The sequence below is a fragment of the Embleya scabrispora DSM 41855 genome (assembly GCF_000372745.1).
GTDB classification, from domain to species: domain Bacteria; phylum Actinomycetota; class Actinomycetes; order Streptomycetales; family Streptomycetaceae; genus Embleya; species Embleya scabrispora.
On sequence record NZ_KB889732.1, the window covers coordinates 19,292 to 32,191 of the forward strand.

Sequence of the window (12,900 nt, forward strand, 5' to 3'; positions counted from 1 at the left end):
TCGGTACGCGTCCCGACCTACTGTGAGGCACGGCGGACACCGGACCGAGGAGCAGACGCATGACAGCCATGGACAACAGCATCACCGGCGCATCCATCCTGCCGCAGGCCGGGCGCAGACGGTTCGAGGAGGAGGGCTACACCCTCGTACCCGGGCTGTTCCGGCCGAGCGAGGTCGAGCGGCTGTGCGCGGAGTTCGCGGCACTGCACGCGGCCGGCCCCGTCCCCGGGCACTTCGAGCCCCGGACGTCCGCGGACGGCGCCGATCCCCTGCTCGCCCACCCACGTGTGATGCATCCGCACGCGATCAGCGCGGCGGCGCGGGACGTGCTCCTGGACCCGCGGCTGCGGTCCGTGCTGGAGGTCCTGCTCGGCGAGGAAGTGCTGGCCGCGCAAAGCATGTTCTACTTCAAGCCGCCGGGCGCCCGGGGGCAGGCGCTGCACCAGGACAACTTCTATCTGCGAGTGGAGCCGGGCACCTGCGTGGCGGCGTGGCTGGCGTGCGATGTGATCGACCGCGACAACGGCGGCCTGGAGGTCGTGCCGGGCACCCACCGGATGGAGCTGTTCTGCCCCGAGGAGGCGGACGAGACGCTGTCCTTCGCCCGCGAGTACGTGCCGCCGCCCCAGGGACTCACCGCGGTGCCCGTCGACATGGCGCCGGGCGACGTCCTGTTCTTCAACGGCAGCCTGGTGCACGGCTCGGGACCGAACCGTACCGCCGGCCGCTTTCGCCGCTCCTTCATCGGGCATTACGTCGGCCGTTCCGCCGAGCGCATCGGACACCACTACCGCACGCTGTCGATGAGCGGCGAGCGGGTCGCGCTGCCGGAGAGCGAGGGGAGCGGCCCGTGCGGCACGGAGTTCGCGCCGCACGGACCCCATTGACCGGTTCCCGGCGACGAAGCCGGGGTGCGGTGCACCACCAGCGCCCCCGAATCGCCCTGTGGGCGGCCGGTGCGGGGCCGCTGACCGTGACACGCCACCTACCAGTCGCTGGGCGCCGTCCTGACCGCCCACCAGGGCGCCTACGGCCTGGCCCTGGCCGGGTTCGACCTCGTGATCATCGACAAAGCCCACCGCACCAGCGGATCCATCGGGAAGGAATGGGCCGCCGTCCACGACAACACCCGACTCCCCGCCGCACGACGCCTCTACCTCACGGCCACGCCCCGGGTCTGGGAGCCGCCCGGGAACAGCGCCTACAGCGAAGCCACCACGTCGGACACCGACGCCGAGCTGCCCCCGGCCCTGGCCGAGGACGACGTGTGGGAGGACCCCGACCTGGTCGCCGGCCGGGACGATGCCGGCGGCGACGCCCCGGACCGGGAGTGGGACGACGAGGGCGAGGACGATCGGCCGGTTCGCGTGCGGGGCGGACGACCCGTGCACTCGGCCCTGCCCGCCCGCGCGGTCGCGTCCATGGACGACGAGACGATCTACGGCCCCGTCGTCCACCGTCGAACTCGCCGCGGGCGCCCGCATGGGCCTGATCGCGAGGCCGAGGGTCGTCGTCGTCGAGATCACCGACCCGCAGATCCAGGAGCTCGCGCGGGCCACCGGCAGCGCCCTCAACCGAGGCCTCGGCCGGCGGCGCATCGAAGAGGTCGAGCAGTACCGGGCCGCGCGCCTGGTCGCCCTGCAGACCGCAGTCCTGCGCGCCACGGCCGACGACGACCTGGACACGGTCATCGCCTACCACTCCCGCACCCTGGAGGCCCAGGCCTGCGCCGCGAGCCTGCCCGACGGCGCCGTCCGACTGCACCGGGACGACCCGAAGCGTCATCCCGAACCGGTGTGGGCGGACTGGTTGAGCGGCGAACACCCCAACGACCACCGCCGCGACGTCCTGACCCGCTTCGTCGAACGCGCCGACACCCACGGCACCATCGCCCGGCGCGCGGTCCTCAGCAACGTCCGCGTCCTGGCCGAAGGCGTGGCTTGCGCGCCTGTGCGGTCGCCTTCATGGACCCCAAGTTCAGCATCGTCGAGATCGTCCGGGCCATCGGCCGAGCCCTGCGCCAGAATCCGGGCGAGGGACGCACCGCCACCGTCATCGTCCCCGTCTTCCTCGCACCCGGGGAACGACCCGACGACATGCTCGTCTCCGACAGCTACCACCCCCTCGTGCGAACCCTCCACGCCCTGGCCGCGCACGACGCCCGCGTCCTGGACATGCTCGCCACCCCCGCCCCCAGCGGACCCAAAACCCGGACGCGAGCGATCGACATCGACGACACCGACTGCCGAACCGCCGAACCGCCGACGCCGGCGAGCACATCGAGGACCGGGACGACGTCGAGCCCGGTGACGGCGACCAGGACGACGCCGGCGTCGAGGAGCGGTTCCTCGTCCGGTTCATGACCGACCGCGACCCCACACTCCTGCGCGACTTCATCAACCTGCGCGTGATAAACCCGGAACGGCGGGACCGGCGGCGCGGCTACCACGCCGCGAAACGCCGGCACACGGCCCACGGAGACCTTCGGGTCCCGTTGGAGAGCATCGACTACGACACCGAAACCGGGACGTCCTACCCGCTCGGGCAGTGGGTCGGCGACCAGCGACGCGCCCGCGCGGCCGGGTCGATCACCCCGCACCGGATCGAGCTGCGCGCGCGAAGGGCACCTGGCCGTGCCGCGCAAACACGTCAAGACCGTCGAGGCGGGCGGTGAGGCGCATGCGGTGAAGCTGGGTGTGGCGTTGGCGAACGCGCGGCAGCGGCGGGCGACATGGCCGGCGGAGCGGGTGGAGGCTTTGACCGGGCTCGGGATGCGGTGGGCGTAGCGCCGACAGGCAGGAATCGGGCGTCGGCCTCGGGCACAACCCCTCCGGAATACAGTCCCAGAGTTCAAGGCATCCGCAGTGTGTGAGGGGTTGGGCGACCGATCGGGAGGACTCCTACAACGACGAGTCGTGGGGTTTCCGTCGGAGTGCGGGCGTGGTGCGTGATCCAGATGCGGTCGTGGACGTCCGAGTAGCCGGAGTGGTGGTTGCTGTGGTCGCCGACGATGAGCATCCCGAACGGCGGGCCGGTGGCCGTGTAGTTGGTGGCTTGCGCCAAGTAGACCTGTTCGACGGTTTCTCGGGCGGATCGGCTCTCACGGCGTTTGACCTCGATCACGAAGCGATTGCCGGGTTGGGGTGTGTAGGTGATGTCGGTGCGCCCGCCGGCGATGTCCATGATTTCTCTCTGGACGGTTCCCGGGATCAGGGTGCCGCTCAGGTGCTGGTGCAAGTCGTCCTGCAGATGCTTTTCGGGCCACGGGCGCACTCGTCCCTCGTCGTCGGGGCGGGGTGGTCCGAGGTAGGCCGTGCGTTCGCCGTAGAGGTCGGCTTGGGCATCGAAGCGGTCGTACATGAAGCGCAGGAACTGTTCGAGCAGGGTGGTGAATTGGTGTGATTCCGGGGGGCGCCACGCGGGGCTGGCACGGAGCGTTTCGAGGAGCTCCTCGAGGTGTCCGTCGAACCGGTGGTTGCCGGTGGGGGTGTAGCCCAGGCGTGCGTGTCGTAGGTGGTCCTCGACGTTGTCGAGGAACGTCGCGTCGAGGTCACCGGGAAGGGTGCGCAGGAGTTGGGCCAGTTCGGGTCGCCCCTCGAGGGCTTTTCCCGGCACCGCGGCTCCCGTCGCGGTCTCGTGTGATGCTCTTTCTTGGATGGCGTGGAGCAGGGCGATGGCGTCCGGGTGCTCGGTGAAGCGCTCGTCGTGCAGCAGGGCTTGTTGCAGTTGGTGGCGACGGCCTTCGTTGCGGAGGAAGGGGGCTTCGATGGTGGGGGCGACGAGTGCGCTGATTCCACCGGTGGGTGAATCGGTGGGTGCGTGGATGGAGCGGCTCGCAAGGTAGACGGCGAGCAGGTCGTTCAGGGCTGCGGCGGGCTCGTACCAGCTGGGTTCGGTCAGGCGGGTTGCGGCGACGCGTAGGGCGGTGACGAGTCGGGCCCATGCTCCTTGGGCGAGGCCGCGGGCGCTGAGCCAGTCGAGTTCGTGGAGGCCGAAGGTCCATGCGGTGAGGTCGTCGAGGGTGGTTTCCAGGGAGTCGGTGGCGTTCTTGAGGCGTGTGCGGGTCTGGTCGGATCCGGGATCGTGTTCGAGGGCGGAGAAGGCCAGGATGGCGTCGATGGCGGCGGCGCGGGCGTCGAGTCGGTTCTCGTTGTCGTGGTCCAGCCGGGTGAGTCGGAGCAGGGCCCGGCCGAGGTGGAGTTCGGTGTCGGCGCGGTCGCCGGCTTGGAGGTTGCGGAGGTCGGCCTGGGCGAGTTCGAAGCCGGCGTCGGCGCGTGTGGCGTGGGGCAGGTCGGCCCGGTTCTCGATGGTGGTGAGGACGTCGAGGAGGGCGGGCTCGTCGAAGTGGTCGTGGGCCACGCCGATGAGGATGGGGAGTCGCTCGAGGGCATCCACCGGTTCGCCGCCGGTGATTTCGGTGAGGAGCGCCAGTAGCCGGTGAGGCCTTGCCTGGCCGGAGATCGCGAGACGAAGCATTCCCGAGATGGCGGGTTGGGCGTATGCGGCGTGGTCGTTGTCGGGTTCGAGTGCGGTCTCTGCGTGGGTGGTGAGTCGGCGGGCCGGTTGGTCCCCGAGGCGGGCGAGCAGGGCCGGTCGTTCGCACAGGGCGTCGATGGCGGCGGCGAGTACCCAGGCGGCGTGTGGGCGGGTGATGCCCTGCACGATCGCGGCGAGTAGGGGGGCGGTTGTGGTGTCTTCGAGAGCGTGGGCTGCGGCGTGGACGAGGTAGCGGAGCTGGGGGCCGGCGGCGAGGGTGGGTGCCTCGGTGAGGGCGGCGTCGCGGCCGCCGAGGTCGTCGAGGGTGGGGCCGGCAGCAAGGTGGTCGTCCGTGGCGCGGGTGGCCCAGGCCTGGAGCGCTCGATCGACGGTGTGTGCCATGGCCCCCTCCTCTGGCGGGTCGCCCCAGGTTGGAACGGATGCTCGATCAGAACAGGTGCTCGTCGGTGCTGGTGATGATGTGGTCCTGCGGGAGGATTCCTTCGACCAGGTCGGGCTGAGCCGTGGTCAGGATCACTTGGAGGTCCGGGAGTTCTTCGGTGGTCCTGTGCAGCGGCCCACGCGGTGGCCCACGGGGTGACGATCAGGCCGTCCGGCGTCGTCTGCCCGATCCTCGCTCGGGGACGGGCAGCCCCGCGATCGAGGTGGCAAATCCCGGATCCGGGCTGGGTGTCGAGGAGGTTGTGAGGACTCCGCAACGCCAGTTCCACTGCTCGCCGGCCGATGAAGGCGCCCGAAACAGGGAAATATCGCCGGACAAGCTTGCGGCCGACGTGGGGCAGAAGACGACGAACGTCGTCGCACCAACATCCTCGCACCGACCGGCATGCCCATCGGCCGCTGTGTCCGACCGCGCGTTCAAGACCACCGTCCCCGCCCCCACCCCGCGCGGCCACCTTTGGTCCGGGCGCCGACTTGGCCTCGGTATCGATTGGGCGTGATTCCTTCGGGGCATGAATCCCCCTGTCGCACATACGACTTCTTCGAATCGGAGGGTGAGTGACCGACAGGCCGAACCTGATTCCCGCACCGCGTCGACTGGAATTGACCGGAGGCTCGGGGCCGCTCGGCGACACGGTGGAGCACCGCGTCGATCCGGAACTCGGGCCGGAGGCGTACCGGCTCACCGTGGCGGCCGACCGGGTGGAGATCGTCGGTGGCGACGACGCGGGTGTGTTCTGGGGGCGGCAGACCCTGCGCCAACTGGGCGGCCCGAACGCCTTCCGTCGCGCGCCGCTGAGCCGGGAGCCGGTCGTCGTCCCATACCTCATCGTCGAGGACGCGCCGCGTTTCGCCTGGCGGGGCATGATGCTCGACGTCGCACGGCACTTCATGGCCAAGGACGACGTGTTGCGCTACGTGGACGTACTGGCCGCGCACAAGCTGAACGTGCTGCACCTGCACCTCACCGACGACCAGGGGTGGCGCGTCGAGATCAAGCGGTATCCGCGGCTGACCGAAGTGGGCGCGTGGCGGCCCCGGACCCGGCTGGGCTGGGGAGAGCCGGCGCTCTGGGACGAGCGTCCGCACGGGGGCTTCCACACCCAGGACGACCTGCGGGAGATCGTCGCCTACGCGGCCGAGCGGCATGTTCGGGTCGTACCCGAGATCGACCTGCCCGGGCATTCGCAGGCGGCCATTGCGGCGTACCCGGAACTGGGCAACGCCGACGTGGTGGACACCGGTGCGCTGGGAGTGAAGACCGATTGGGGCATCAGCCCTCACGTGTTGGCCCCCACCGACGCGGTGATCCGGTTCTACGAGGGCGTGTTCACCGAGATCCTGGAGCTGTTTCCCGGAAGGTACGTGCACATCGGCGGCGACGAGTGTCTCAAGGAACAGTGGCGCGAATCACCCACCGCCCAGGCCCGCATCGCCGAACTGGGCGTCGACGACGAGGACGGTCTCCAGTCCTGGATGATCCGCCATTTCGACCACTGGCTGGCCGAACGGGGGCGCCGACTCATCGGCTGGGACGAGATCCTGCAAGGCGGTCTGGCCCCCGGCGCGGCGGTCATGTGCTGGCGCTGGTACACCGGAGGCATCGCCGCCGCCGAGGCCGGCCACGACGTCGTGATGTGTCCTCAGCAGGAGGTCTACCTCGACCACGTCCAGTCGGCGGACGCGGGTGAACCCGTTCCCTTCGGCTGGGTGCACACCTTGGAGGACGTCTACCGGTTCGAACCCGTACCACCACGGCTGACCGGCACTCCCCACGCGGCACACGTTGTCGGAGCCCAAGCCAACCTGTGGAGCGAAGTCACCGAGAACCGGGGCCGCGTGGACTATCAGGCGTTCCCCCGCCTCGCGGCCTTCGCGGAAGCGGTGTGGTCCACCCTGCCGCACCCGGACGAGCGCGACTTCGACGACTTCGAGCGCCGGATGCACGAGGCGCACTACGCCCGCCTGGAAGCGCTGGGCATCGCCTACCGACCGCCCGCCGGCCCACACCCCTGGCAACAACGCCCCGGCGTCCCCGGCCGAATGCACCACAAACCCCGCCGCCCATGGCACACGGCCTGAACACCCGCCCACTCGCGTTTCAGCCGGGCGCTTCACACGTGGGTCCCGCCGGTAGGTGCGCAGCCGGTTCGCGGCCGGCCGGGAACACTCGGGCCGGTGCGCCGTTCCGCCGGGTGACATGGGCAGGTTCCGCCCGCGTCGACCTGCGGGAGGTCTCGGGTCCGGCCGGGACGACGGGCCGCTGATCGCGTCGCCGACGGGTTTGGCGCCGAGTACGCGGAAGAGCACGGCCATGATCGCGGCGTTGTACGCGACCAGCCATCCCTTCCAGCCGGCCGGCGTCGCCGCCGCCTTCGGGCCGCCGACCAAGTACACCCCAGGGGTACCACCGCGCACAACGACGCGATCGCCACGAACACCGCCGCATCCGCCGCGGACCAACTCGCCAAGTGGTCGGCCGCGTGGCCGAAGCCGCCGAGGTGAGCGCTGAGGTCATGGCGGCTTGACGGCAACGGGCCGGCTCGAGGTTCGGTTCCTCCAGGCACTGGACGTGCGCAGTGAGCGGCTCGTCCGGAGCGGGCAGGCCGAACGGGCGCACGCGTGCATCGTCGAGGCAATGGGCGAAATGAAAAGCCGTAGCGTGACGGCTACCAGGCAATTGCCTGGCACAGCCTCGGGCCCGCCTGCTCGCGTCGGGAGCGCCGGAAGCAGCGCTGACCGCCTGCCGGGACGCGGCACAGCTCTACTGCGACAGGGCGCGCGCTCATCGGGATCGGCGCGGGGAATTGGAGGAAGAGGACGACTGGGACGACGATCACCGCTACTCCGTGGCGTACCTGCTCGAGCGGCCATGCGAGGAGTTGAAGTCCTCGCGAATGAAGGTCCGTCGAACCGAGCAGAATCTGCACGACGCCCTGCTCCCCCTGAGTGCCTGCCTGGAGCGGCTCGACCGCACCGACGAGGCGGCGGCCGGCCCCGAAGCCGCCGCGCCCCGACTGAATGATGAGTCCAAGGGCATGGTGACGTGCAGTGGTCGTAGGCGGTCGGTGATCGCTGGAGAGGTTGACCCGTCTTGTCGTTGTGCCGGATCGCCGCGGTCAGGGCGTGGACGCGACCGAGGATGGGGACGGCAATGCCTGCGCGGCTCTTGCCGCCCGTGTCGTTCCAGGTCGAGCCGACCTTTGCAGGTCTGCCCGATCGACTCGACGACCTGCCACGGCGGTTCGAACAGGCGGTGGTGGGGATGATCGACGCCGGGTGGATATCCGTTGTCGCGACGGCCGCTCGGCGTGCGAGGATGCGCAGCGCATCACAGACCGACAGCACAGCACGTTGGAGGATCCGGCATGTCGACCGCGGCTCCGTCGTTTCCCGTGGGGGTGCCCGCTCATCCCGAACTCCTCGAGCGGGGGCACCCATTCCGGCAGTGGAAGACCTGGCGGATCCCCGGGACCGAGCTGACCTTGACCGGATACTCCCGTGCCAACGACAAGACGTTCTTTCACATCCCGGAGCTGCGGTGTGCCTTGGACGCGGGGCTGTGCGAAGGGCGCCGTCCCGACACCGTCTTCCTTACGCACACGCACCACGACCACGCCAAGGACCTCGACTTCTTGGCCGCGAGGCCAGGCGGGACAGACATCTACCTGCCCGCCGACGCGGTGCCGCACGCGGAGTCGTACATCCGCTCGTGCGCCGAACTCAATCATGGGACGGCGTTCGACCCCGACCTCATGGGTCACCGGCTGCACGGCGTGCGCGATGGCGACGAGTTCGCGTTCGGGCGCGCCGGGCACCGGGTGCGGGTGCTGGAGTGCCTGCACAAGGTGCCGTGCGTCGGGTACGCGTTCTCCGAGCGGCGTAAGACGCTGCGTTCCGAATTCGAGGAGCTGCGGCGGACGTTGGTCGCGGAGGGCCGGGGCGCGGAGTTCGGCCGGGTGATGGCCGAGCGTCGCAAGCAGGGGGTGGAGGTGGACGAGGAGGTCCGGCGGCCGCTGTTCGCGTACCTGGGCGATACGCACACCGACGTGTTCGAGCGCAATCCGTGGCTGTTCACGTACCCGGTCGTCATCACGGAGTGCACGTTCCTCGACGACGCGGAGCTCGCGCGAGCGGATCGGGTCGGCCACACGGTCTGGAGCCGACTGCGGCCCATCGTCGATGCGCACCCGGACACGTTGTTCGTACTGATCCACTTCAGCCTGAGGTACTCCGACCGCGAGGTCTTGGAGTTCTTCGCACGGCACCGGGCGCAAGGGCGGGCCCCGATGCCGGACAACGTCGTGTTGTGGGCGCATCCGGAGAGCCGGCTGCCCGAGCAACATCAGCAGCGTGATTCGTGAGGGACCCCGCCGACACGCTCGCGCGTCCCGGCGGGGTTCCCGCAGTCGCACGCGTTGCGCGTTCTCGCGAGCAAACCGAGCGCGGAAGCAGGGTTCGGGCGGCCTTGGTCCGCCGGCCGCAGCGCCGGGTGGCGGTCGTCGGCCTGCCAACCACGGATCCGCGACACGGGCGGGATGGAGTGGCGGTGGGTGGGTGGGTGGGTGGGTGGGATGCGACGAGACTGCTGCACGTTTGCCTCGTCCTGACCAGCCACGTTCATCGCGTCAGAGCCAGAAGCGGCCACCACTCGAAGGAGCGAAGGCCCTGAACCGAGGTTGTCCCGTCGCAATGCAAATGTCGATTGCGACGCCTACGAGCCGGGCGGTTGCCATGTCGTTGAGAACACGAGTTCTGCTGTTCGCAAACGACATGGCTTCTGCGGAAGTGGCGAGAGCGAATCGTGGGTGCCGAGGATGCTGTAGTGCCGCGCGAGACGGCTCGCCGGTTCTGCTGCGGTCGGCAGGTGGAACGCTCGAGCGCCGAAGCCGCCAAGCCGGCCGCCGGCCGAAGTTTGATCGCTCCCGCGCCGTTGTCAGGGCCGGAGTTGCCGTGCCTGCGGGTCGAAGCAGTTGAGGCCCAGCGACGAGGCGACTTCCGCTGCGTGGGCGGATGCCTCCTCGGCCGTGCTCCAGCTCATGGGGAAGTAGATCAGCGGGCCGCAGGCAGCGCCAATCGGCGGCCCCGCCGACCAGGGCGAGTCCTCGTCGTCGTTCTCCGTGGGATCCGGCCACCGGTCCGACAGCGCGGCGACGAACGCCGTGATGCGATCCACCGGGGGGACGACGGGCTCCTCCGTGTCCATGTTCGCAGCCGGGCCCTGTCCGAAAAACGCGAGGCCCCTCAGGAGCCGTTGTCCCCGTCGACGCGGACGGCATTAGCTTGTGCTTTATGGTCTGACCTCGAACGCAGGCCCGAATGTGATCACCCGGATGGGTATTCGCCGGACATGAAGGCGGCCTTCGGCTGATCCTGTGCTCCGACCAAGGACGCACTCGCCGGGCCACCACCGGGCCCGGGGGTTCTACGCGGTCACCACCGACGAGTTGCACCCACGGTGGCCGCAGAGCGCGGAAGTCCTGGTCCGCACCGAGGCCTTCGCCGAACCCCCCGCGCCCGCCTGGGCGGAGCAGGCCGCGCTCGAACTGCCGGGGTTGAACGTGGTGGTGGCCACCCAGGGCGAAGGCCAGCACCTCGTGCGGCTGCGGGACGGCTCCCTGTGGGAGGCGTCCGCGACACGTGCGTGGGGACGACCCGGCCGTGGCTGGATCCCGTGGTCCTGGGATCCGCGGTCCATCTGTGGCCGGCGAACGGAGGCGGCACCTCGGCGTTGCGCGGTGGGATCCGGGTGCGAACGGGCGACCGGGAGGTCCACGTCGTTTTCACCGAAGGGTCACCCCGGAGGCGCGTGTTCCAGGCGTTTGCCCGAGGAACGATCGTGGCGACGTCGAGGCTCGAAACGCCGATGTCGGATGCGGTCGAGCCTGGGCGGTTTCCCCCGATTCGCCTGCGGAAGGTTGGGGCGGCGAGGGTGGGTTGCGGGGCGTGCCCAGCGAGCGGGTCGAGGACCGGATGCTGCGGAGTGCCGGTGGCGGGGATGCCCGGCACCGGCGAGGCCGCCCGAATCCGGCCTGGGACTGACTGCCGGTCATACCCGGGGGGATTGCGGAACCTGCGGATCCGCCTGTGCGGTTACCCGCTGCCGGGGCCTCATGCCTTTCGGAGGGGGCGGCTCGTCCGTCTCCGGAGTGACGTCAACTCTCCGAGATCCCAAGAGACTGTGGTCCGTGAAAACGATCAACAGACCCCGCCAGAACGGGACTTCACCCGACACCGAGCGGCCCGTCCCGAGATGGGCCGTCGTCACCGCGCGCGCGATCCCGTTCGTGCTGCTGCCCCAGTGCCTGTGGCGGCTGCCGTACGCCTTCGACTTCAAGATGGGCATGATCGATCCGAACTCGCCTGCCATGCCGCCGTGGTACTGGGCCGTCCCCTACGTCTTCGGTCTCAGCGTGCTGACGGAGGCACTGGCACTGCTCGCCTTCGGCCTGGTGCGACCGTGGGGCGAGGTGGCACCCGCATGGTTGCCGATCATCGGCGGGAAACGCATCCCGCCCCTGGCGGCGATCATCCCCGCCACCATCGGTGGCCTGGTCCTGACCGCCGTCTGGGGAAGCGCGCTGCTCGCCTGGCTCCACGTCCCGGGATTGCACGCCCTGGGGTACTCCAACGGCTGGTGGGAGTTGCTGGCAAAGGTGTGCATCATCCCGGCGACGCTGTGGGGCCCCATGCTCCTGGCCCTGACCTACGCCTACTACGTGCGTCGCTGCCGACCAGCCCGATGAGAGCCACCGAGTCGGAGACTCGGCACCACAACGACCCGCAGGCGCCATCACATTGCGAACCATCCGGGCCGGCCGTACCTGGGCGTGACGGCGTTCGCGTGATCGTGCGCTGCCCGGCAGCATCACCAGGGCACGCTGGTCGACCCTGGGCGCCTTCACCAGCACCGCCGACGGCTTCGGCCCGACCATCCACGACAAGGTCGGCGGCCACGGCCACCCCGGTCGCAGCAGCCGCGGCCCGTCTCACCTGCTGCAACCGGCTCACAAGCTCGACTTCCGTTCCGCGGGCACGCACAAGGAAACCATCCGCGGCCGGGTTCGCCGCGCTCACCGACCTTGGTTCTTCGCCGCGCGGCGGGAGCACAGGAGTTCGAGCGTGAGGAGGATCAGCGAGACGGCGACGATGACGGCGACCATCGGCAACAGGTATCGGTCGACATTGGTGAGCGCACCCGGCCGCCCCGGTCGAGTCGACCACGCCGGCACTGAGAGGATCCTGAGAGGCGGGGGTGCCCACGCTGTCCGCAGGGCCTCGCCACCGGTGTGAGTCTTCTCCGGAGGGCCCGGTGACGAGGCGACCCTCGAACAGCGGGCGTGATGCCGGGTGGTCTTCGTCATGGTCGCCAAGTCCGCAGGGTCGGTCTCTCGGGTGTTCCGGCGTTCCCCGCGGCGGTCCGGCCGCACCGAGGGCGAGCACCGTGGATCCGCGAGTGGCGTGCCGCCGCCGGCCGGGCCGGCGGTCGGCGGCCGCCGCACCCTCCGTCCCGCGCTTCGGCTCCCGTTGGCTACCGGCCCCCTTGACGTGGCCGGGAGTTCGGAGACCGCGTCAGCGGCGAAGGCGCGGGGTCATGTGTCGCCGCCGGTGGTGTCGTGCGGTGGGCCTGGGGGACGGTTCGGTTCCGACGGCAGTACGACCCGGAACAGCGCTCCTCCGCCCGGTGCTTCGTCCACGTCAACGCTCCCGTGGTGGGCGGCCACGAGTTGGTGCACGATGGCCAGGCCCAGGCCCACGCCGCCGGAGTCGCGGTCGCGGCTGGGGTCCAGGCGTACGAACCGGCCGAAGATGCGGTCGCGTTCGGCGGGGGGCACGCCGGGGCCGTCGTCGGCCACCTCGAGCACGGCCGTGTGTCCGTCGGGCGACGGGGCGACCGTCAGGCGTACTGCGGAGGAGGCGTGGGTCGCGGCGTTGTCGGCGAGGTTGCGCAGGACCTGGGCG

General features: G+C 70.1%; 10 protein-coding genes and 2 pseudogenes. 7 read left to right on the plus strand and 5 right to left on the minus strand.

Going from position 1 to position 12,900, the window contains the following annotated elements:
• Positions 1 to 68: 68 nt before the first annotated feature.
• The 4 genes and pseudogenes from A3IC_RS0148435 (at position 69) to A3IC_RS0148445 (ending at position 2,674) form a co-directional block, all read left to right on the plus strand.
• A complete protein-coding gene (locus A3IC_RS0148435) occupies positions 69 to 887 on the plus strand; it encodes a phytanoyl-CoA dioxygenase family protein (protein ID WP_020557272.1) in 819 nt (272 codons plus the stop codon).
• A gap of 153 nt (positions 888 to 1,040) precedes the next feature.
• Positions 1,041 to 1,115, plus strand: a pseudogene (locus A3IC_RS73965) (hypothetical protein); the annotation flags it as partial.
• An 849-nt stretch (positions 1,116 to 1,964) separates the two neighbouring features.
• Positions 1,965 to 2,363, plus strand: a complete 399-nt coding sequence (locus A3IC_RS72150) for a hypothetical protein (RefSeq protein WP_158696407.1) — start codon at positions 1,965 to 1,967, stop codon at positions 2,361 to 2,363.
• The gene (locus A3IC_RS0148445; RefSeq protein WP_026219620.1) at positions 2,360 to 2,674 is read left to right on the plus strand and encodes a helicase associated domain-containing protein; all 315 of its coding nucleotides are present in this window, start codon (positions 2,360 to 2,362) and stop codon (positions 2,672 to 2,674) included. Before A3IC_RS72150 ends, A3IC_RS0148445 begins: the two co-directional genes overlap by 4 nt.
• A 176-nt stretch (positions 2,675 to 2,850) precedes the next feature.
• Here A3IC_RS0148445 and A3IC_RS0148450 read toward each other — a convergent pair whose 3' ends face one another.
• Positions 2,851 to 4,878: a PDDEXK family nuclease gene (locus A3IC_RS0148450; protein ID WP_020557273.1), complete on the minus strand. Its 2,028-nt coding sequence runs from the start codon at positions 4,876 to 4,878 to the stop codon at positions 2,851 to 2,853.
• A 663-nt stretch (positions 4,879 to 5,541) separates the two neighbouring features.
• On the opposite strand from A3IC_RS0148450, the gene A3IC_RS0148460 reads away from it, so the two are divergent.
• Positions 5,542 to 7,020: a beta-N-acetylhexosaminidase gene (locus A3IC_RS0148460; RefSeq protein WP_245599965.1), complete on the plus strand. Its 1,479-nt coding sequence runs from the start codon at positions 5,542 to 5,544 to the stop codon at positions 7,018 to 7,020.
• Between the two features lie 969 nt (positions 7,021 to 7,989).
• Here the strand turns inward: A3IC_RS0148460 and A3IC_RS73970 are convergent.
• Positions 7,990 to 8,191 (minus strand): annotated as a pseudogene (locus A3IC_RS73970) (IS982 family transposase); the annotation flags it as partial.
• Between the two features lie 115 nt (positions 8,192 to 8,306).
• Between A3IC_RS73970 and A3IC_RS0148465 the strand changes: the two are divergent.
• Positions 8,307 to 9,302 (plus strand): MBL fold metallo-hydrolase, encoded by a 996-nt coding sequence (locus A3IC_RS0148465; RefSeq protein WP_020557276.1) that lies wholly within the window; start codon positions 8,307 to 8,309, stop codon positions 9,300 to 9,302.
• Positions 9,303 to 9,874: 572 nt separating this feature from the next.
• Here the strand turns inward: A3IC_RS0148465 and A3IC_RS60945 are convergent.
• On the minus strand, positions 9,875 to 10,144 hold the full coding sequence (locus A3IC_RS60945; protein WP_020557277.1) for a hypothetical protein: 270 nt from the start codon (positions 10,142 to 10,144) through the stop codon (positions 9,875 to 9,877).
• 982 nt (positions 10,145 to 11,126) lie between these two features.
• Between A3IC_RS60945 and A3IC_RS0148475 the strand changes: the two genes are divergently transcribed.
• On the plus strand, positions 11,127 to 11,684 hold the full coding sequence (locus A3IC_RS0148475; RefSeq protein WP_020557278.1) for a hypothetical protein: 558 nt from the start codon (positions 11,127 to 11,129) through the stop codon (positions 11,682 to 11,684).
• A 327-nt stretch (positions 11,685 to 12,011) separates the two neighbouring features.
• On the opposite strand, the gene A3IC_RS69540 is transcribed toward A3IC_RS0148475, so the two are convergent.
• Positions 12,012 to 12,170, minus strand: coding sequence for a hypothetical protein (locus tag A3IC_RS69540; protein WP_321184086.1), 159 nt, complete (start codon positions 12,168 to 12,170; stop codon positions 12,012 to 12,014).
• A gap of 360 nt (positions 12,171 to 12,530) precedes the next feature.
• The coding region (locus tag A3IC_RS0148485) for a sensor histidine kinase (RefSeq protein WP_026219622.1) at positions 12,531 to 12,900 on the minus strand (370 nt) is incomplete at its 5' end.